Origin of the sequence: uncultured Lactobacillus sp., assembly GCF_947367125.1 — a bacterium.
GTDB lineage: Bacteria > Bacillota > Bacilli > Lactobacillales > Lactobacillaceae > Lactobacillus.
The window spans coordinates 47,175-69,772 of sequence record NZ_CANBCQ010000006.1 but is presented as its reverse complement, the minus strand read 5'-3'; the positions used below and the strand labels follow the sequence as shown (position 1 = coordinate 69,772).

The 22,598-nt window shown below is 32.3% G+C and carries 21 protein-coding genes; 6 read left to right on the top strand and 15 right to left on the bottom strand.

Features of this window, described 5'->3' with window-relative positions:
* Positions 1-53 precede the first annotated feature (53 nt).
* From Q0Y84_RS03065 to Q0Y84_RS03055, 3 genes are all read right to left on the bottom strand, one after another.
* Positions 54-884: a hypothetical protein gene (locus tag Q0Y84_RS03065; protein ID WP_297950698.1), complete on the bottom strand. Its 831-nt coding sequence runs from the start codon at positions 882-884 to the stop codon at positions 54-56.
* Positions 885-1,107: 223 nt separating this feature from the next.
* Positions 1,108-2,013, bottom strand: coding sequence for an FRG domain-containing protein (locus Q0Y84_RS03060; RefSeq protein ID WP_297950696.1), 906 nt, complete (start codon positions 2,011-2,013; stop codon positions 1,108-1,110).
* 542 nt (positions 2,014-2,555) lie between these two features.
* Complete coding sequence (locus tag Q0Y84_RS03055; RefSeq protein WP_297950694.1) at positions 2,556-3,917, bottom strand: hypothetical protein; 1,362 nt, start codon at positions 3,915-3,917, stop codon at positions 2,556-2,558.
* A gap of 213 nt (positions 3,918-4,130) precedes the next feature.
* Here Q0Y84_RS03055 and wecB point away from each other — a divergent pair, with 213 nt between their 5' ends.
* From wecB to Q0Y84_RS03025, 6 genes are all read left to right on the top strand, one after another.
* Entirely contained in the window at positions 4,131-5,273 is a 1,143-nt protein-coding gene (wecB, locus tag Q0Y84_RS03050) for a UDP-N-acetylglucosamine 2-epimerase (non-hydrolyzing) (protein ID WP_297950692.1), read from the top strand.
* A 91-nt stretch (positions 5,274-5,364) separates the two neighbouring features.
* A complete protein-coding gene (locus tag Q0Y84_RS03045) occupies positions 5,365-7,224 on the top strand; it encodes an LTA synthase family protein (protein WP_297950691.1) in 1,860 nt (619 codons plus the stop codon).
* A 1,093-nt stretch (positions 7,225-8,317) separates the two neighbouring features.
* Positions 8,318-8,494, top strand: coding sequence for a hypothetical protein (locus Q0Y84_RS03040; RefSeq protein ID WP_164480571.1), 177 nt, complete (start codon positions 8,318-8,320; stop codon positions 8,492-8,494).
* Entirely contained in the window at positions 8,491-8,826 is a 336-nt protein-coding gene (tnpB, locus tag Q0Y84_RS03035) for an IS66 family insertion sequence element accessory protein TnpB (protein WP_297950690.1), read from the top strand. Before Q0Y84_RS03040 ends, tnpB begins: the two co-directional genes overlap by 4 nt.
* Positions 8,827-8,890: 64 nt before the next feature.
* Complete coding sequence (locus Q0Y84_RS03030) at positions 8,891-9,121, top strand: transposase (protein ID WP_297950689.1); 231 nt, start codon at positions 8,891-8,893, stop codon at positions 9,119-9,121.
* Positions 9,075-10,403: an IS66 family transposase gene (locus tag Q0Y84_RS03025; RefSeq protein ID WP_297950688.1), complete on the top strand. Its 1,329-nt coding sequence runs from the start codon at positions 9,075-9,077 to the stop codon at positions 10,401-10,403. Before Q0Y84_RS03030 ends, Q0Y84_RS03025 begins: the two co-directional genes overlap by 47 nt.
* Before the next feature lie 247 nt (positions 10,404-10,650).
* Here the strand turns inward: Q0Y84_RS03025 and Q0Y84_RS03020 are convergent, their stop codons facing one another.
* From Q0Y84_RS03020 to Q0Y84_RS02965, 12 genes are all read right to left on the bottom strand, one after another.
* Complete coding sequence (locus Q0Y84_RS03020; protein WP_297950687.1) at positions 10,651-11,901, bottom strand: flippase; 1,251 nt, start codon at positions 11,899-11,901, stop codon at positions 10,651-10,653.
* 5 nt (positions 11,902-11,906) lie between these two features.
* Positions 11,907-12,998 carry a glycosyltransferase gene (locus Q0Y84_RS03015; RefSeq protein ID WP_297950686.1) on the bottom strand — a complete coding sequence of 364 codons (1,092 nt, stop codon included), beginning with the start codon at positions 12,996-12,998 and terminating at the stop codon, positions 11,907-11,909.
* A gap of 52 nt (positions 12,999-13,050) precedes the next feature.
* The gene (locus Q0Y84_RS03010; protein WP_297950685.1) at positions 13,051-14,283 is read right to left on the bottom strand and encodes a hypothetical protein; all 1,233 of its coding nucleotides are present in this window, start codon (positions 14,281-14,283) and stop codon (positions 13,051-13,053) included.
* A gap of 24 nt (positions 14,284-14,307) precedes the next feature.
* Entirely contained in the window at positions 14,308-15,240 is a 933-nt protein-coding gene (locus tag Q0Y84_RS03005; protein ID WP_297950684.1) for a glycosyltransferase, read from the bottom strand.
* 14 nt (positions 15,241-15,254) lie between these two features.
* Positions 15,255-16,142, bottom strand: coding sequence for a capsular polysaccharide synthesis protein (locus tag Q0Y84_RS03000; protein WP_297950683.1), 888 nt, complete (start codon positions 16,140-16,142; stop codon positions 15,255-15,257).
* Between the two features lies 1 nt (position 16,143).
* Positions 16,144-16,953, bottom strand: a complete 810-nt coding sequence (locus Q0Y84_RS02995; RefSeq protein ID WP_297950682.1) for a glycosyltransferase — start codon at positions 16,951-16,953, stop codon at positions 16,144-16,146.
* A complete protein-coding gene (locus tag Q0Y84_RS02990) occupies positions 16,950-18,071 on the bottom strand; it encodes a glycosyltransferase family 4 protein (protein WP_297950681.1) in 1,122 nt (373 codons plus the stop codon). Before Q0Y84_RS02990 ends, Q0Y84_RS02995 begins: the two co-directional genes overlap by 4 nt.
* A gap of 16 nt (positions 18,072-18,087) precedes the next feature.
* A complete protein-coding gene (locus Q0Y84_RS02985) occupies positions 18,088-18,738 on the bottom strand; it encodes a sugar transferase (protein WP_297950700.1) in 651 nt (216 codons plus the stop codon).
* A 103-nt stretch (positions 18,739-18,841) separates the two neighbouring features.
* Positions 18,842-19,612, bottom strand: coding sequence for a CpsB/CapC family capsule biosynthesis tyrosine phosphatase (locus Q0Y84_RS02980; protein WP_297950680.1), 771 nt, complete (start codon positions 19,610-19,612; stop codon positions 18,842-18,844).
* Positions 19,612-20,391: a CpsD/CapB family tyrosine-protein kinase gene (locus tag Q0Y84_RS02975; RefSeq protein ID WP_297950679.1), complete on the bottom strand. Its 780-nt coding sequence runs from the start codon at positions 20,389-20,391 to the stop codon at positions 19,612-19,614. Before Q0Y84_RS02975 ends, Q0Y84_RS02980 begins: the two co-directional genes overlap by 1 nt.
* Before the next feature lie 14 nt (positions 20,392-20,405).
* The gene (locus Q0Y84_RS02970; protein ID WP_297950678.1) at positions 20,406-21,284 is read right to left on the bottom strand and encodes a Wzz/FepE/Etk N-terminal domain-containing protein; all 879 of its coding nucleotides are present in this window, start codon (positions 21,282-21,284) and stop codon (positions 20,406-20,408) included.
* Between the two features lie 19 nt (positions 21,285-21,303).
* The gene (locus Q0Y84_RS02965; protein WP_297950677.1) at positions 21,304-22,359 is read right to left on the bottom strand and encodes an LCP family protein; all 1,056 of its coding nucleotides are present in this window, start codon (positions 22,357-22,359) and stop codon (positions 21,304-21,306) included.
* Positions 22,360-22,598 lie beyond the last annotated feature (239 nt).

Below are 22,598 nucleotides of genomic sequence, written 5' to 3'. Positions count from 1 at the left end.
TCCTACTTTGATTAAATAAATAATTAAAAAATCAATTTACGAGAAAGATCTATTTACACAAAAGATTTGACAGTTTCAACTACTAAAACTATCCACGCTATAATATAACTCATGTAGTTTTTCTTAGATATAAAAAAGACAATACTAATAAATAACGCGTTAAAAACTGTGTTCATCAATGAAGAAACTTTATCAGTAACATGAAATAATTTCTTCCCATTCTTTTTAAGAAAACAAATAGCACATGAAAACGTTAGCGAAAAAGAAATAAAAGATAAAAGCATTATCCATTTATAATTAGCAATTATACTGTGATCAAAATCTGATAGTATTTTTTCGGGTTCAACCTGACCAATTATTAAATCATGTGAATACAAATAAATAGTGGTTGCAAGCATTATTATTCTAATCACCATAAATTCTAATAGTGCCATAAATGTCCCACTAATTATCTTATCTTTACAGGATAATGTCTCCTTACTTTTACTTGACATAAAAAAGAAAAACATTAACATGAAAAAGATTAATAAGGTTACGTATAGTTCAGGAATCTTAATGACCCAAATCACAGTTGAAATAAAGTCACCTGGATATGGTTTAAATAATATAGAAAATAGCAGATAAAATACTATTACTTTAACAATAAAGCAGGCACTTCTTTTAAGACCAGGTTTCAAACTAGTATTACTCAAGTAATACAAAGAATATAAATACGGCAAAAAATAAGTTATTATAGCAAAAACTGAAGTAATAATTTGTAGTGTAATTACTACTTTCAAATTATTAGAACAGTTGGCAAAATATCTTAATATCAGATTAATAAGAAAATACATGCCTGCCGCAAGAAATAATACCCATGGCGACTTAAATTTCTTCAAAATCAATGTTATTTTTCCTTTCCATAATTAATTAGACCTATTTAACTAAAACTTTATTAAATACGATATAGCCACACATAATCAAAGATTCTAGTGTAATATTATTTGATAAAAGTTTATCTATTCTCAAATTCAAAATTGAGGTGCAACACTAAGCGTTAAATAAAAAGACTATGACTTAACTTCATTGTTGTACTTAATTTAACAATGAATTTTTTTCAATCTAATGTTATTGTCCCAAAATATGTCGAGCTCGATTGATCATTTCTGATTCATTACATTCTGAAGCCACACCGTTGTATCCTGGAAAAAGGGAAGCGGTTGTGTATCCATTTGTGTTAACAAAGGTTAAAAGTTTATAGGCTTCTGAAATAGGCATTTCTATTTTATATAAAGCAATTTCATCACCAGAGTAATTGTCCTGTAAAATTTCATTTAATGGTGTTCTATCAATGCGCTTTTTATACATATCTTCTTCATTAATCGGATCTGATTTCCAATAAGAAAGTATGCCCTTTTGAGCTTTTAAATTAAGATTATCAATATACGGAGGAATAACAAACTTTAGTGATTTATTTACAGATGACCTACTTAATTCATCATAATTCAAAGCCCAAATCACCATACTTTTATCTGAAGCACCAGTATCACAAATATTATTTAATGCATTTACAGCAGCAAAATAAAATGCAACATTAAAATTAAATGTCCAATCTAAGAGTCTAGTCATTACTCCATAATGCTGTGCTAATGCTGCAACATTTTCTAAGTTATTTGGTATCCAAGACTTATTAATCACGCCTTTTATTAATTCGTCTATTGCAAATTCGTCAAAAGTTGAGACTGTATCAGTAGGGTATATCTTTAAGCCATTTTCATTAGACTTAAGATAAAACCGTCTTAATAGTTCAAGTTCTGCCATTCGTTGAAAGAATTCATATTCTCTTTTATCAGAATTCTCACTATTACCACTAGCTATTTGCAATAACTTTTCTTGATTGTTCTTTCTTAAAGCTGATGGTAATAACTGGTACTCATTGCTACCTTCACCTCGAAAAATATATCCACTATTTAAATTTTTAAGCTTACCACTATGGAAATAGCAACATATTTTCCATAGTGGTATATTTTGCATTTTTAATTACTTCAATACCTTCCATTATTTTTACTATTCCTATATCACTAATTTATCAACAATAACAACATCTTAATTATAATACACCAATAGCTAAAAACAATTTAACGCAAAGACAAAGATCACTTATTACACTGTGCATAATCAACCATGCAAAAGATAACAGCTATCCAAATTCAACACTAACTACACCATAAAAATTCCCATACCATTTTGCTTTTCTCAACCGTTTCACACCAAAAATTCTACTATATCAGTAGCTGAATGCGGTAAAGCAATGGACATAAATCAACGTATCGAGGATTTTCAAAGTGCGATCAAGCAAAATCAAGACATTACCCAGCAATTAGGCGGTACATTGCCTATTTAACGACCAATAAACTAAACCTAACTTTTCAATTTGACAAATAATTTCTACTCATTCTTGCTATGGCTCTCAAACTCAATTTAATTTTAAACAAAAAATAAGAGATGAACCACAATATCATCACATTATAGTTCATCCATTACTTTAAGTTGTTTGACAAATAGCTGACTAGTATTTATTTTCCAAAAAGTGCACCTATCAATGCCCCAATTAGTCCAGCAACAATAGCAGTTCTCGGCTTATTGCGACCATCTTTCTTAAGCCACCTTAGTATAGAATAAAATACTAGTAATATTGTGTACCAAATCCACCATAACACGGCGAAAACTTCCAATGCAGTTCCTATCCCATAATTATCAAATATTAAATCAATAGGTAAAGCAATCAAAAATATACTAATTACAAAAGTTAATCCTAAGTATACTATTAATGCATGAGATCTTTGCTTAACTTCTAATTTTTTTGTACTTTCAATTTTCATCATCGATTTAATTCCAAAATATAAAAGTACTAAGCCTAATCCCCAAACAAGAAATGCTCCGCCTTGGTTCCAATGCTTAATATCTATATGTTGATATGCATAATAAATATCTTCATTAGTACAAAACTTATACTGAACATATTTATGGAATAAGCAATACAAACTCGTACCTATTGAGCTTAAGCATCCAGAAATAAGTAAAATCTTTAAAAGAAATGCATTATTTTTGAAAAAATTGGTTATTTTATTCACTCTATTACTCACTTTCTTATTCTCACTTGAATCTATAATTTCAAATTCCAAGTATATTAACTTAGAATTTTTCTCATCTTCCATAACATCAGCAAAAGGTCTTATAGTCAGATTCAGATATTTCTTCTCATTATCAATTCCTTCATACGATAAGTTTAAATGTAATTTGGGAAAAGATCTGATCTTTTGAAACAAACTATCACTATTTTCTTCAGTTACACCGCTATCTTTAAAATTGTCATAGACGTAATTTCGTAACATAGATATATAAAAACTCGGTATATACAAGTACGTTGACCTATCGCTCCCTATGTAACTATCTATTTCAGCAAAATATGACCCAATAGTTTTGATATGGTTTCTAGCGTCTTTTAACCCAATATATATAGTTTTATCATCAAAAGAGCAATCGTCATACCCAATTTTCTCAAGCTCTTTTGCCCAATAATTCTTATTATCAATCTTGGCTACAACCTTCTTAGCTGCACCTTTTCCTATATTAACAACTTTAAACTTTAAATCAGAATTTTCTTTTAAGTCTTCACTATTAGTTTTATTAAAATCAACAATCGATTTAGTAATTTCATCAGACACAATAATCTCTGGTGCATCGTGTTTCTTAGACAATACCAATTGCCAATATGTAATACTAACTGTTACTATTGCTATCAAACATCCAAACCACGTAGCCGTGTCACCAATATTGCTTTTATCTGGCACCTTAACCTTAAAAGAAATAACCAAAAATATTACATTAATTATTGTTAATATTTCCAAAACACCAATACTAAATATCTTCTTCATCTAATTATCCATCCACATTCTTATTTAAGTACTTTTATCGCAAACTTTCCCTTATTAATTCCACCTAAAAATTTCCATATCTCAATTTTTTTATGTACTATCCCATATTATAAGCCTACATTAAACAATTTTATAATTCCTCTACAGATAAAAAATTCACTAAATATAGGTTATACTAATAGAGTACCTTATACAGTATTTATGGAGGAAACAATGCGTAAAATTAAAGTGATGACAGTATTCGGTACAAGACCTGAAGCTATTAAAATGGCTCCACTTGTATTGAAACTAAAAAAAGATAATCGTTTTGAAGAAGTAACTGTAGTAACCGCTCAGCACCGTGAAATGCTTGATCAGGTTCTTGAAATTTTCAAAATTAAGCCAGACTATGATTTCAATATCATGCATAAAAATCAAACTTTGGCTGACATTACTTCTAAAGTTTTAACAGATATGTCTAAGGTAATTAAAGAAGAAAAGCCAGATATTGTACTGGTTCATGGTGATACAACAACTAGTTTTGCAGCTAGTCTAGCAACATTTTACGAACAAACTACCTTGGGCCACGTAGAAGCTGGGCTTAGAACCTGGAATAAATATTCACCATATCCTGAAGAAATGAATCGCCAGATGACTGATGATTTAACTGATCTCTACTTTGCCCCAACTGAACTTTCAAAATCTAACCTAATCAAAGAAAATCATAAAGCAGATAATATTTTTGTTACTGGCAACACCGCAATTGATGCATTACAAGAAACTGTTCAAAATGATTATCATCACGCTGTTATGGATGAAATTACCCCTGGTAATAAAGTGATCTTAGTAACTATGCACCGTCGTGAAAATCAAGGCGAACCAATGCGTCGAGTATTTAAAGTTATGCGTCAAGTTATCGATAGTCATGACAATGTAGAAATCATTTATCCAGTTCACTTATCTCCTCGTGTCCAAGAAGCAGCTAAAGATGTACTTGGTGGAGATCCACGAATCCATCTAATCGATCCCCTTGATGTTGTAGATTTTCACAATTTGGCTAAGCGCTCATACTTCATCATGACTGATTCCGGTGGTGTTCAAGAAGAAGCACCAAGTTTGGGTAAACCGGTACTTGTTTTAAGAGATACTACTGAACGTCCAGAAGGAGTTAAAGCTGGCACTCTGAAACTCGTCGGTACCCAAGTTGATCAAGTTCGTGAAGAAATGTTGAGATTACTTGAAGATAGAGATGCATACGATAAAATGGCTAATGCCAAAAATCCGTATGGTGATGGTTATGCTAGCGAACGTATTATGGATGCTATTTACTACTACTTTAATAAAGATGCTGTTACACGGCCTCAAGATTTTAGATAGTTAAATTCAAAAACATTAAAAAAGGGCTAACATTGGTCAAATAAATTCCATGTTAATCTTTAATTATTCAACAATTGAGAACACAAATTATATGAAAAATAATATTCTTACCTTTTTTAAGAAACACTGGCCAACATTCCTAGCACTCTTTTGTTGTGGAATTATAACCATTATTTCTATTTTATTTATAAATATACCTACTGGCTTTATCAACAAAAAATTAGCAATAAAGCTAGGCATTGTATCTACATTGCTTCTTTTTTTAGCTTTTAAATTTTTAGAATCAATTACTAATCGTTATTGGTTTTCTCTGGCATTTATCTCATCTTCATACTTGATTTTTTTAATTGCAAACATAATAAAAATCCAATTACGAGATGAACCTATTTTACCTTTTGATTTGCTTATGACCAAAGAACTACCTAATTTACTAAACATGATAAATCCTAGTTATTTGATCATAGCGATTATTTTAATTGGCTCAATTATATTACTAACTATATGGCTTACTCGACACAAACCAGTTTCCAAAATGAATTCTCTAAATAGAATATCATGGATAATCATATCAATTATTCTCTTTGGTAGTACAAATTTCTGGAATCATACAAATACTATTTTTCCAAAAATAAACTCAGCTATCGGTAACGACCCATCTTTTTGGAATCAAGTTTGGGGAGCCAAAAATAATGGTATACTTCTTCAATTTCTAAATAATATTGACGTCCAAATCATGCCTCAGCCACACAATTACTCAAAGACAACAATAGATAAAATCGTAAAGAAATACCAAAAACTATCAATAAAAATAAATAAAAACAGAAAAAATGATATTTCAAATCAAACTGTTATCTTCAATTTAAGTGAAGCTTTTTCAGATCCCAGACGAGTTCCAGGAATACAATTAAGCTCTAATCCTATTCCTAATGTTGATAAAATCAAACAAAATACTACTTCTGGAGTCATGATGAGTTCAGGATATGGCGGGGGCACCGCTAACATGGAGTACATGTCTCTTACTGGATTTGCTACCTGCAACTTTTCACCAACAATGTCTTCTCCATATACACAGTTAGTACCTCATGAATCATTTATTCCAACTTTTAATCAAGAATTTCCTTATTCGGTAGGAATACATCCATATACGGGAGAATTTTACAATAGAGTACCTAATTACCACAAATTTAAATTCAACAAATTTTACTATTTAGGAAATAAAAAAGCACCCATTAAGCATTTACACAAAATTGGTAAAAATAGTTATCAATCAGACAAAACAGCATATTCTAATTTATTAGATCAATTGGCCAGATACACTAAGCCACAATATATTAATCTAATAACAATGCAAAATCACTATCCATACAACAATCTTTATAAGAAAAATGACATAAAAGTTAAATCTAAAAATAAAAGCGATGATAAGGCAATCAGCACATTTTCAACTGGACTTCAATACTCTGACCGAGAAATAAAAAATACAATAGAAAAAATTAATAAGCTTAAGCGACCAATCACATTAGTTTTTTATGGTGATCATTTACCAGCAGTAGGTTACGCTAATAACATGACAAAAGACGGAATTAAACTGCATGAAACAGATTACTTTATATATTCGAATATTGCTGCTAGAAAAAATGGAGCTAAAAATCTTAAAAAACATATAAAATATGTTTCTCCAAGCAACTTCATTGCTATGACATTAAAACAAACTAATTCAAAAGTAACACCATATCAAGCATTGTTGACTCAAATATATAATAAATTACCCGCTTTTTCTGTCGACTCGACTGGTAAGTCCTCGAATGCACAATTTATTAACAAAAATGGCAAGAAGACAAAACTAACAAAATCACAAAAGAAATTATGGAATGAATATTTGATGATTCAATATGACTTAACTGCTGGCAATAATTATTCTCATAAATCTACATTTTTTACTATAAAGTAAACATTAAATAGCAAAGTATCTTCTAAAATTATTGTTTTAGGAAATTTTTGCTAACTTCGTTACGTCATACACTGACTTATCAACAAAATGATTAAAGCACTGGTTAACAGAGTGCTTTTGAATCAGAACTATGAGACTACATAAATTATCGCGTATAGTTTTTATCAAAAATATGAAGTAAAATTTTCTGTAAGAAAACTATTAGAAAAGGCCGAGGTTTTAAGCTGCAAAATATTAATTGAAGTGTACTGATTACTACTTTAAAACCAATGAAGACTTGCTCAAAAGCAAACAAGTCAAGCAGCCTATTCTGCAGATCGATGAAACACATTACAATGTTTTAGACGGACACCTCCTATTATTTTACTGGATAGCTTTTGTCCGGTACCCCATGTATCATTATTACCAAGCTAAAAGCGAACAAGTATCTACTGATTTTTTTAGATAAGTATGCACTGCAGCCATTGCAATATGTGGCAAATATATGACCAGCTAGCGTAGACCACCTCGATTTGCTGTTGAGCCTATGTTAGAACTTTTTGAAACTATTACCTCAAACAAGGCAATCCCTTTTCTCATGTCAGTCTTTCCACAAACTATGTAGACCTGACCCAAATCACGAAAATTAATCATGGCAGATCACGCAGAATTTCTTTAATAAAATCCTGATCCATATTCTGTATAGGTCAAATCTGTAATCATTGTGCTTGATGCTTAGCAAAATCATATTGTCTTTAGCAGCGCCCGGGTGCTAAAGGAATGATCTGATGCTTTTCCTTTTTCATAGAAATACCTCCTGAACTTGATAAGATCAGTTTAGCTGAAAATCCTAATCACTTGCTTGGTTATTTAACGCTTACATTCAAAGTTAAACACATCACTCAATTATGTCTTAAAGTTTTCATGTACGTTCTATTGGATGATCATTTGGAGTTGTTCAAAAACAAAGCTGAGCGTGCAATCAAATCTCTGATGATGAAATTTCTTTCAAAAATCTCAGCGAAACTAGGGTAAGCGTCATATAACCGAGTATCTTTTTTAGTCCGTATTTTTCAGGTATTCTAATCTCATCAATTTAATGGAGGTTAAGAATATGATCGAAAAACAACAACCCATTGTGGCACTTGGCCACTCTTCTAAACCTAAGAAGGCTCGTCCACCACGCAATAATCTGTTGCTTAGTTTAAAGAAGAATGACTTAGAGCTGAATTTTTACAGCAGCTTAGATCCTGAAATTATGAATAAGCTGCTTGAGAAAGTCTTGCCATGATTAAGCTCAGTGACTTAGGGCAAGTCTATATCGTTTGCGGCAAGACGGATCTGCGTAAAGGCATTGATGGACTAGCAACTTTAGTCAAAGAACAGTTTGAACTTGATCCTTTTAGCGGCAAAGTCTTCCTCTTTTGCGGCGGCTTCAAAGCCCTTTATTGGGACGGACAAGGTTTTTGGCTGCTCTACAAAAGATTTGAAAATGGAAAATTGAACTGGCCTAGGAATCAAAATGAAGTTCAAGCTTTATCTTCTGAGCAGGTCGACTGGCTAATGAAGGGCTTCGCAATCAATCCAAAAATAAAGAACACGAAAGCGTGCGAATTCTACTAACACTTGACATCGCACGCTTTTTTGATATTCTTTTAACTAATAAATTTAGGAGGAAGTTTAACTCATGTTACAAGAAAATTTGGAAAAGATTATTGCACAACAAGCAACTACTATTCAAAACTTAACTGATGAAATCAAGCTCCTCCGTGAACAAGTAGCTTACTTAACGCAAAAACGTTATGGCAAATCTTCAGAACAAATGCCTTTAAATGGACAAACAAGTCTCTTTGATGAACCTGATGCTCAAGATGACGGAGAACGTCCCCGACGCCGCCGTTCAGACTATTACTTATAAAAGACAAGCTCACAAACGAAAGCGTGCTGACTTACTAGCTGCCCTTCCAGCTGAAGAGGTTCACCATGATTTAGGCGACAAGCATTGTCCTGATTGTCATCATGAACTGATTGAAATAGGCAAGCAGTCAGTTTGCCAAGAATTATTGTTTATCCCAGCTCAACTTAAAAGGCTAGACCATATCCAACATGCTTACAAATGTAAATATTGCAGTCAAAGAAATCTTAGCGACAAGATCATTAAAGCTGCAGTACCTAAAGCTCCCCTAAACCATGGTCTAGGTTCAGCTTCACTCATCGCTCATTCACTTTATCAAAAATATGAAATGAAGGTGCCGGACTATCGCCAAGAAAGCGACTGGAAGAAGATGGGACTAGAAGTTTCAAGACAGATATTAAATTATTGGGATTTGAAAAGCAGTCAATACTACTTTAAACCAGTGTATGATCTGCTTAAGCAAAAGCTGTTAATGCGGCCAATTTTACATGCCGATGAAACTTATTACACAGTCTTAGAAAGTAAAACAATCAAGACTTACTATTGGGTCTTCCTTTCAGGCAAACATGATCAATACGGGATTACACTCTATCATCATGATCCTTCCCGGAGTGGCAAGGTTGCCTTAAACTTTTTAGGAAACTATCCCGGTTATTTACACTGTGATATGTGGCAGGCTTATGAGCAATTGCCGAAAGCAACTTTAGTTGGCTGCTGGGCTCATGTTAGAAGAAAGTTTCACGAAGCCGTACCACAACAGGCTTCTGAAAAGTCCCTTGCCCAAAAAGGACTCAACTACTGCAATCGCATGTTTTACTTAGAACAAACCTGGGAGAATTTGAGCAAACAAGAACGTTACCAGCTAAGACAAGCAAAGCTCAAGCCTCTGATGCAAGAGTTCTTCAACTGGTGTGAGAAAAATAAAATCACCGTTTTGCCAGGCTCTAAATTGGGAAGAGCCATTAATTATACCCTCAAGCATCAAGCTACTTTTGAGCATGTCTTGCTTGATGGCAATTTAGAATTATCTAACAATAAGGCCGAACGCGCTGTAAAATCACTCGTCATGGGCCGGAAGAATTGGTTATTTTCTCAAAGTTTTGAGGGTGCTACTGCAAGTGGCTTTATTCTAAGCTTAATTGAAACTGCCAAGAGAAATGGCCTTGATCCTGAAAAGTACTTGAATTATTTGCTTCAGAAATTACCGAATGAAGAGATTCTAGATTCGGAAACCCTTGAAGCTTATTTACCATGGCAAGAGAAGATCCAGATAAATTGTAAATAAAAGAACTTAAATAACCGTCTCAGTATAACAGTAACTGGGACGGTTTTTAAGTACACTATTTTATTTGACGCTTACTTTCCATCTACCTTTACACTTTAGGGGGTTTAACAAAAAAATCAAAATTTATAGGATTGAGTCAAGAGTCACTAATAATTAACGCTATAACAAATGTTGGACGTTGGTATATTAGTATTTTCTTTTTTAAGAATAAGCTAAAATAAAACCAATTTTTCAGACTCTCATTATTTTAATTAATTTGCTTTTTAACCATCCATATTAATAAAATATCTAATAACATTTCCGAAGCAAATGGAGCCCATGCGGCACCAGTACCACCCCATAATCTTATAAATAAATAATTAAATATAATTGTTGCAATAACACTTATCATAAAACAAAAACTATATTCTTTATCATGACCACTTGCTAACAAAATCTGTATTCCCCAAAAATTATTATCTATTGAAACAAAAAGCCACATTAATAATGGAATTAACCAATATGATTTATCGGCATATCCCCCACCAAAAGCTATCTTTACTATTGGATGCGATAGAATGGAAAATAAAAGTGTTGGTATTAAAAATAATAATAAAATTTTTCTTCTTATATGTAAAACAAAATTTGTACCGTCTTCAAAGGACACTTTCATTTTTTTACTAACCATTGGATACAAAATAGTGCTAATCGGTGACCAGATCAAAATCATTAAATTTGGAATTTTTTGTATAGCAGAAAATATACCTACAGTTGAAGAATCGCTATAAAAAGTTAGAAAAGTTATACCAATTGCACCAAATACTTTGGCAGTAAATTGTGTTGTAAAAATATACCATCCTTTTTTCAATTCATCAATTATTTCTACAACTTTTACTTTTACAAATTTTATATTATATTTTACCTTTACAATTCCTAATCCTATGATATTACTAATTAATGGAGATACCGCATATAAATAACTATAAATTAATAGATCATTTATTCCCTTTACGCACCAAAAAATCAAGATCATAGTTATAGTTCGAGCAATTATATTTGCTATGGCTATATATTTCATATCTTCCAATCCTTGAAATAACCAATTCTCTTGGATAACGGTTGCCCCAACCATAATCATTAGCAATAAATAACTAAAAAATTGTACTTTATTAGGATGCCATATTATCAAATATATCATTGAGAATATTATACAGCCAATTAATAAAAAAAATCTTGAATATAAAATTGTCGAAAATAACTTATTTATTTTCTCTTTTGTGTGAATTAGCGCAACCTCTCTCGTTGCCGACATAACAAAGCCATATTCAACAACCACCTGTAAATATCCGACAATATTAAAAGAGGCAGAAAACACGCCATATTGTGTAGTACCGAGTATTCTAGTAACATAGGGTAATGTGATTAATGGTATCACTGTATTAAACATTTGCAATAAGTACAGCCATGCGCCATTAGCCATTGTTTTAGTTTTTATTTTTTCTTTTAATATTTTAAACATAATTATTACAATTCTGCTATTAGAGTTTCAATCTTAGAGATTCGATTTTCCCAATTATTTGTTTCTAGAAAAGAATCTCTTTGTTTTAATGAATAAGTTACATCTTTATTTTTTTCAAAGAAGTGTAATATATTTTTATATTCATCATAATTTGAATAAAAATGTACAAAAGGAGAAAATCTTTCTATTTCTGGATATTTAACTGTAATTATATTTTTATCAAAATTTATATATTCATATAATTTTACTGGATCAACTGACTTAATCATTTCATTTAGCTTAAACGGCATTATCAAAATATCACAATCTGAAACAGTTTTATACAATTCGTTATGTTCAACTGTACCACAAAGCTTTATCTTTTCTTTTAAATTCTCAGGTATCCTTATATTTTGATCTATTGGTCCCCAAATTCTATATTCTATATTAGAAAAATCCTTTAAACTTTTTTTCAATAAATCAAAATCAAACCATTCACTCACTGTTCCAAAATATCCTATTTTTATTTTAATAGAATTTTGTGATTTTAAATGAGTTATTTGATTTATCTTTAATATCGGGCCTTTAAATCCATTCCTTATTAAAACAAATTTATTTTTATTTTCATTTCCATATCTTTTTATTAAAGTATTTTCTAAGTGAGTACTAGTTACTATAACCTTATCTGAAATATCAAGTAATTTTTTTTCTTTATTTAAAATTTCCTTTTTATCTGAATTTCCTAATAATACGTGATCATCCATGCAATCATATATAATCTTCCCTTTAAAGTTTAAAGGTATAATTTTATAGAACTTAGGTGAAGTAACATAAATAATTGATATATCATTATTTTCAATTTCCTTTTTTACATTATATTTAAATATAGCTTCATTTATTTTTTTGCTTATTTTAAAATTACTAAATCTATTAGGTATAGTGTATATTTCCTTTAATTCTACTAATTTAGATTTTCTATGTTGATACCCTACATTATTATATGTATGTTTATACATGACAATAATTCGATATTTTTTTGAAAGACCTTCTGCAATATACTGAGGTCGTTGTTTTATCCAATTCCAATCAATTTGCATTAAATATAATATTGTTTTCATACTAGTTCTTTTTTACCCGTTAACTTAATTTAAAATCATCAATAACTATAAATTAAATATTTTCAATTTTATCATCTGAAGGAAGGCAAAATATCATTAAAAGTACACTTATTGAGCTTCCTAAAAAACTATACATAAATGTACCAACAAATATGGCTAACATAATTTTCTTCAGTTTTTGATTTTTTTGCGAAAAAAATATTTTTAATGAGTTGTAATAATACAATATTGCACCAATTAATCCATTCCCTAAAATTAAACCTACAAAATCAGTTTCAATTCCCCAAGGACCGCCAGTTGTAAATCGATTATACAATACCGAATAAACCCATCCTGAAATACCTGTACCGCAACCCAATAATACCTGAACAAAAGGCAATTGTTTTAAAGCTGGTAATAACCATTGATAATATAAAATATGCCCATCAACTTGTACAGAATTTACGGAATAGTCATTTCCTCCAGTAATTAGTCTTTGAAATCTTACAATAGTATAATCAAAATATTGTCTAGTTACGCTACTCTGTAATAAAAATACAGTTAACACAGCAATACATATATATATAAATAAATTTTTTATCGAAATATTTACTTTATATTTAAACTGACCATGCAAAATTAAAATGTCGTATATAATAATTACAACTATTATACCAACCCCTGTACGTGAGGCTGTTAACAGTGAACCTACTATAAATATTGCTTTTACAAATTTATTATCTGTTAAAATCATCCCTATTATCAGTGCAATAATGGCATTAGCTCTTTCCCAGGAAAGTCCTGTTAAAGCCAATCCTCCATTTTGAATGGGACTAGCTATTCCGAAAACTACTAAATTTAAATCTATCCCTTTAAAACTATAAAATAGTTGCTGCATACATATCCAAAATAACTGAGCAAAAGCAGCATAATATAATCCTTTTAGAAAATATTTCCTACCTACTATTAAATCATCTCTACTTGAGACGAGTAACAATAACAACATTAATATAGATATTTTAAAAGAAAATTTTAACGAATAACTAGACCAATTACTTGGTACAATTGAAAAACTAAGTAAGGTAGACAAAAATAAACTAAGTAAAAAAATACACATACTTATTTTTTTACTATCAAAGTATAGTTTTCCACAAAAGAAGTTTATTATAACATACAAAAGAAGTGGATAATTATAAAAATTTAACCCACCTATACTAAATACTGGCATCGTACAAAAAAAGCCACATAATAATAAACAAATATTTCTTATATTGTCTATTTGAAATACGGTAGATCCTTGCTTCATGTTTTTACACCTTTATTAAGTTGTTTATTTATTTCTTTTTGATACTAAATAATAATATAAATCCCCTAAATATTGCTTATTTGTCTTATAGCAATCTTTATATTTAAACAATCTAACCCAACTACTTAATTTATGATTAATTAGTAATTCATATCTTAAGTTATTCCATCTTGTATTTCTCCTTATAATCTTTATAAATTTTTTATTAACTAGATTAGAATTTAAGTACCACTTATTAACTTTTTTTTCTCTGATTATTGCATTTCTTTTAAAAGAAATATCATGGGCAATTGAACCTGAAGCATTGCCATCCGTGCGTCTAAAATCTATAGATGGAGAATCAATATAATAAATATTATTTGTAATGCTTGCAATTAACCATAAAAGAGCATCATGTGGTGTTTTTTCAAACCAAAGATCTAAATAAATTCTTTTTAATACGGAATTGATCGCCATTACGCATCCTGGTCTTAATATTAGGGCATAGTTTTCATCAAATTTTATTTTTTTGGCATCTTTCTCTATTTCATAATTAATTTTTGGCATACTAGTTGTTTTTCTAGAACGTCCATTTCCTATTACATTAAAATCTGAAACTACCATCCAAGCATTTGTTCTCAAAAAGCATTCCATAAACTTTTTTATTTTATTTTTATACCAAATATCATCTTGATCAGCTAAAAAGATATAATCACCCGTAGTTTTAGAAAGAGCTTTTGTAAAATTCTTTTGCCATCCTAAATTTTTAGAATTTTCATAAACTTTCCAATTTATCAAATTATATTTTTTAATATAATCTTTAATTATTTCAACCGTGCTATCTGTAGAATTATCATCGACTATTATAACCTCATCCGGTGCAAGCGTTTGTTTTTTTAAAGAATCTAATAACTGAATAATATATTTACTTCCATTATAAGTTGTTAATGCAATAGATAATTTTATTTTTTTTTTCATTCTTCATCCTTTTATCACAAGTGAGAATAAACATTATTGACATCATTTATATTTACGTCTTTTTTATACGAAAGCTTAAAAACTCTTGTATTGTATATCAATTTTTGTACTAATTCATTATTGTATTTCTTATTTAACTTACTTTGTAAGTCAAATAAATGTGGATTAGTGTTATTCTTTATTAACTTAAAATTGCTTAAATTTTTATTCCAGGCATAATTTAAACAATAATCTATTAAAAAATAATCTATTAAATCATCATTATATTTCCAATACGTTCTAAAAAAGGTATCTATGAAATCAAACAAAACACTATTTTTTGGACCCCCAATAAAGAAACCTGTCCATCTCCCATAGGAGACATTAAAATGTTTTACATCGGGATAACCACCTAATGTAAACAACTTATCAGTACTAAATATATCCAAAGAATCAGTGACAAATATTGTGGCATCAATCCACAATCCACCAAAATTGTTCAATAAATTAAACCTCAGTATATCAGATAAATGAGTTAAAGAAATCTTTTTTTCATCTATCTTTTTATAAATATAATCTGGAATTGTTGCATATTCTTTTATATTCTTTTGAGTTATCAGAATAACCTTCCTTTTTCCTTTATTACTGATAATACTCCTATAACATTTTTTAACTAAGGGTGGCATTTTATTTTCTCCTTGCCACCAAAATATCCAAATAATAGAGGAACTTTTATTTTTATCAGTAGGATACTTGATTGTGTTTAGAGAGTATTTAAACAAAGGCATTAAATCTTTTTCTATTCGTTCATGCCTTCTATCATTAAAATATCTACTAAACTTAGTACAACCAGGTAGTCTGCTTAACACTTTTGCATACAAAAAACTATTTGAATAATTTCTGCTAATAACTAGATTACACATATTAGTATTGCCGTTTTCGTATAAAATAAAAAATCTTATGAGGTATCAAGCCGATTAAAATTGGCTTGATTATAAATGGAATACCTATAATAGGCATCCCTAGCCCCTTATATCCTTCCATTCTTATTCTTGCTTCATTAATTCGATCATGCATTGGTCGATATTTTTTATTTTTCTCCTTTTCAATTTCAATTCGGTAATTGAACAATTTTTTTTGAATATTATATCCTTTATACCCTTTAGCATATAATCTAAAGAACAAATCATAATCTTCCACTCTCTTAACTTTTTTTGCCACTCGAAATCCCTTATTTTCTTTAAGAACTTGAGCCCTAAACATCATAGATGGATTAAGAAATGGACTATTCCACAAAAAATCTTTCTTTGCAGGCTTTTGTGGATTTATATACTCTCCCCATATTCCATTTTTGTCAAAAACATTAGCATTGGTTCCAACAAAAGAATATTCACGTTTAGTATCTAAAAAATTTACTTCTTCATTTAATCTATCAGGGGCAGAAACATCATCATCATCTTGAAATGCAATATACTTTCCTTTGCAAAACTTAATACATTGATTTCTAGAATATGCTAACCCCATATTCTTTTTATATCCTATAATCTTAATTCTAGAATCAAAATTCTTAATTATTTTTAGATATTCTTCCGTTTGAGCATTTGAGGATCCATCATTACAAATTATAAATTCAAAATCTTTAAAGCTTTGATTTAATATGGATTTAACACTAGCAAGTAATACATCATAATTATCTACATTATAAACTGACATTATAACTGATACTTTAGTCACTTATTTTTCTCCTCATTTATATAAAGCTCTAAACTTTCTATTACAGTTTTTGAAACATTAAATTTATTAACGTCTTTATTATTACTATTAATATTTCTTTTCACATTCTTGTCAGCATATATTTTATGAATCGCATCACAAGTAGCACAAAAGTCATCTTTCTTTACTAGCAGCCCATTTACACCATCTTTAATAATATTAGGTATAGCGTCAACATTTGTAGCAACAATAGGAATTCCACAGGCCATATATTCCGGAAGCACTAATCCGAATCCTTCCCATCGAGAAAGTAAGCAGCCTACATTCATTATTTTCATATAAGAGATTGGATTATCCACCCAACCAGTAATCAAAAATGATGAATCAAGATTAAACTTATGAATCATTGCTTCAATTTGATCGCGTAATTCACCATCACCTACCATTAAAAAGTAAGCATTTGGGATTTTTTGCTTAATTAACTTAGCTGCTTTAACAAAGACGTCTGGTGCTTTCTGCTTAGATAATCTTCCTACCATTCCCACTACAAATGCATCTTCTGGTATATTAAGTTCTTTTCTGGTCTTAGGAACAGTATTTTTTATTTCTTCTAAATCAATACCGTTATAAATCACTTGTAATTTAGATGGTTTACAAATTTTTTCTCTTAAAGCTGATTCTTTTTCAGCATCAGAAATACAGACTATCTTATCGCAAAAATGGGCTGAAATCTTCTCAACCCATTTATACATTTCTTTTTTCTTAGTAGATTGTTGCATGTTAAACGCCCAGCCGTGAGGATTATAAATTACTTTATTTTTTAACCCTAAATCAGCAATTCTGGCTAAAGCACCTGCTTTACTAGAGTGAGCATAGACTATATCTGGTTTAATTTTCTTAATAATCTTACGCAAAGCTTTTCCCACTTTAATATCAGAAGATGGATTAATTTGATGAGCCATTTTTAACACGATCACTCTATCAGCCAATTCTTTAAACTTCTTATAGTCATAATTTTGCGAACAAACTAAAATATTCTCTACATGTTCCTTATCGCTATATTTAAATAAAGTTTGTAGATATCTCTCTACACCACCTGCAGCTTCTGCAACGTGAAGAACGCAGATTCTTTTATTCATCTATTCGCTTCTCCCATTAATATGCCCCATTAGGATGAACAACCACCCCAATAGTCTTAATAATCAACTTCAGATCTTCCAATATTCCAGAATGGTTGATATATACAATATCAAGCCAAACCATTTCATCAAAGTCAGCTTCGTTACGCTTAGTAACTTGCCACAGACCAGTACAGCCCGGCATGACCATCAATCTCTGTTTATCATAATCAGTATATTCTGCTACTTCTGATGGTAGAGGCGGACGCGGACCAACTAACGACATATCACCAATTAATACATTCCAGAGTTGGGGTAATTCATCAAGACTATATTTACGAATCGTATGCCCAATCTTAGTGATTCTTGGGTCATCCTTAATCTTAAACATTGCCCCATCAACTTCGTTCTGATCTTCTAATTGATCAATCATTTGATCCGCATTAACTATCATTGAACGAAATTTGTACATTTTAAATGGCTTGCCATCTTTACCAATTCGCTCTTGCGAATAAAAAGCGGGGCCACCATCTTCATGGCGTATTTTTATTATCAAAAATAAAAATAACGGAGATAGTAAGATTAACCCAAGTGCGCTAGCCAGTATATCAAATACTCGCTTAACTGTATGATATACGGGTCGGCCATTTACCTTTGCCGGATTAACCTGTAGTTTCTCCATTAGCATCATTGCCTCTTACTCTCCTAATTACTCAGTCTACAATACTCACTTTTTCTATATTATCACGCTTGCACTAGCTCTAATACAAATTTGCACACTTGCAATTAGCTTAAAACAACCAGAACTTCTTCTTGCGCTTCAACGGCTGCCAATCCATCTGAACTGGATCGCCATTGATAATGCTGCGAGCATTATCTTGCCACTGCTGAGCTAGGTCTTGACCGAATTCCTGGCTCATTTTTTTATAAGCTTCGCTCAATTGATACTGTCTTCTAGGTAAGTTATGCGCATCCGAAGCAAAAGTGCATCCCTGCCCCGCCGCAATCAACTTACGCGACATCTCTTCAATCTTATCACCAAAAACGCCCGTATAAGAACTAGCCGTAATCTGCACTAGACAACCTTGTTCCAGCATCCCTTGCAAAACTTCTGGTTCCTTCAAGATGCGGCTATTGCGCTCTGGGTGCACAATGATCGGCGTAATCCCGCGCTGCATCACCTTGAAGATCGTATTCTGCGCATAAGTTGGCACGTCATCACTTGGAAATTCCAATAGCATATAAGTTCCATCTTCATCGCAGAACAAGATATCGTCCTGATCAAGTGCATCAATCAAGTCTCCTGACAAGCGAACTTCTTGTCCGGGGAAAACTGTCAACGGGATCTTAGCTTCATCCAGCTTCTGTTGGTAGAGATCAGTCAGCCAGATAACGTCATCTTTATGATTTGTATAGCGCCCATTAAGCGTATGTGGTGTACAAATTGCATGCGTTACGCCATCTTTTACCGCAGCCTGAGCAAGTTTAATCGAAGTCTCCCAACTTTTTGAACCATCGTCAATGCCCGGTAAGATATGGCAGTGAATATCAACTAAGACCATTATTGACCATCACTCTTTTTACGTCCGAACAAACCTTTTTTCTTTTCAGCACCGTAACCATAGCCATAACCGTAGCCGTAACCATAGCCACCATTTTCAGCTCTAATATCGTTCATAACGTAGCCCAAGATGCGAGCCTTAGCAAACTTAAGCATTTGCACTGCTCGGCGAATCCCGGCCTTTTGCGTTACGCCTTGGCGAACAACTAAGACCACACCGTCTAAGTGACTAGCTAGTTCTTGTGTATCAGATACTTCAAGTACTGGTGCCAAGTCGATAATTACCATGTCGTAATGAGACTTAACCAATTCAATGAAAGTTTCCATTCGGCGTGAACCGATTAATTCAGCTGGGTTAGGTGGAATCGGACCAGAAGTCAAGATTGACAAGTTATCAATTCCACTTTCTTCAACCACATCATTTAAGTTGATTTCGTCAGCTTCTGAAGTAAGAACAGTTGTCAAACCAGTATTATTCTTAACGTTGAACGTACTGTGCAAGGTTGGACGACGCAAGTCGGCGTCAATCAATAAGGTCTTGCGGCCTGCTTGTGCATAAGTAATCGCCACGTTAGCCGTGACAGTTGACTTACCTTCACTGATGTTAGCTGAAGTGAAGGCCAAAGTATTAATGTTTTCATCAACTGCCATGAAGTTAATATTAGTTCTAATTGTTCTGAACTGTTCAGCCACTGCACTACGAGGATCAGCAACTGTGATTAATTGAGCACCGTGCTTAATCGTATCGTCGGTACCACGCTTTTTCTTAAATAAGGCCATTGCTTTTCTCCTCTCTATACTCGACGGCTTCTACGCTTAAAACCATTAGAATTCTTATTCTTTCTTCTAATAGTAAATGATGATGACACATGGAAGTGGGAAACTTGACCTAAGTCAACCAAGCCCAAAGTATCTGTCAAGAATGCATCATCCTTGACTGTCGTGTCAGACATCTCACGAATTAAGATTACGGCAAAGCTTAAGACCAAACCAATGACAAAACCAGCTAAAGTAAAGAGTTTTACATTAGGTGAAGATTGGGTACCGTTATTTGCTGGTGCAACAATCGTAACGTTGTTAATGTTCATGATATTAGGGATTTGATCTCTAAATGAACGTGCTACAGCGTTAGCTTCAGCCTTAGCCTTTTCAGGAGTATCAGCAGTTGCAGAAATTGAGAAGACCTGAGATTGTTGTTGCGTATTAACTGAGATGCTCTTAGCTAATTCGCTAGCAGAAATTCCATAGCTCTTACCACTACGTTCAACTACTTCTGGTTGAGCCTTTTTTACTAATACTCGACGACCATCTGCATTAGTCCGGTACTTAGCAGGTTGAGCTTTTCTCACTACTCTAACTGGGTTAGCCAAACGATTAGAAGCATCTTGCAAGATTACATGACTAGTTACGATATCCTTATAGGTAGTAACCATTTGCATGTTGGCTTGTTGCGTATTATATGCAGCGTTAGGGTCATTTTTGTTAGCCTTTTGGTTAACCAAGATCTGTGCATTAGAAGTATACTTTGGTGAAATAATAAAATTAGCAACGCCCCAGCCGACTAAAGCCAGACCCACACTCCAGATAATCAATGCCCAGATGTGGCGACGGCAAATTTGCAGCAATTGAGTAAGATCAATTGTATTTTCAGTTTGCTTTTGCTCTTGTTCCATTTACCTTTTCCTTTAATAATTAACGATTCATTACATAGCTAGCCTTGTTAGCAGCTACCTTAACATCAGGCAAGCCCAAAGCTGCGCGCAGCTTATCAGACACTCTTTGTCTTTCTTGCTGGCTAATTACTTCGATTTCCATAGTGCCAAACTTAGGGTTTTGTGTTTGTTTACTTTCACCCTGAGCGTGGTCTTGGGTTACATTAGCAGTAGCCTTGCGGTAATCCATGCCGATCTTGTACATTTGGTTCATAGTCAAGTCGGTTTGCATTTCATCAGAAATTGAATTCAAGAAGTCAGTGTTAAGCAAAGTTGTTGGTGAAACAGACTTCTTTAACAAGGCCATGATAATGCGGCGATCACGATCTTGACGACCGTAGTCTTGCCGTGGGTCACCGTGACGAAGTTGGGCAAAGGCTAAGGCCTTTTTACCATTCATATGATAAGTCTGACCTTTAACGAAGTGGTAGCCCATATTATCAAATGTCAATGGTGACGTTACCTCAATACCGCCAACTTGGTCGATCGCCTTCTTAAGGCCACCCATGTTGATCATAATGTAGCCGTCAATTGGGACACTGTAGTACTTGTCTAAAGTCTTAATGGTCTCACTAACCCCGCCTAAGGTATAAGCTGAGTTAATCTTAGTGACGCCATATTGTGGGAAGTTCGGGAAAATTGCGTTTGAGTCACGCGGAATAGAAACAATCGTAGTACTATCCTTTTCAGGGTTAATTGCCATCATCATGATGGTATCGGTTCTACCCTTCCAGTGACGCTCCATGGCACCCGTATCTGTTCCCAGCAAAAGAATATTGATCGGTTTCTTTTGTGCTAACAAATTATCAAGATTACGTCCACGGTTACTCTTGGTTTGTTTAGCAACAGGCGTATACATGTTTTGCGTTGTATCACGAAGATTTTTATAAATCATGCCGCAAACAAAAAGACCGATAACAATGATCACTGCAACGATGATCCAAAAGACGCGCCAGAATTTGCGCCGGCGGTGATGGTGTCGATGATGGTGATGACGATGTATCGGTTGATTATTTGATTCTCTGTTATTTTCCATTCTAGTCCTCTAATCTTATAAATCCTTTTTATTATATACTCAAGAAGTATCTTTTGACCAGCTCTAAAAGGCTTACAAGTCGTAAATAACCGCTGTAATTTAACTTAATTGGGGATATTGGGGCTAAAATAATTCAATTCTAATAGTTTTAACCAAAAAAATACGCCAACTTCTGCTGGCATATGATTATTATTTTTTCTATTCTTTTATTTTTCGACAATTTTTTAAATACCTGTTGA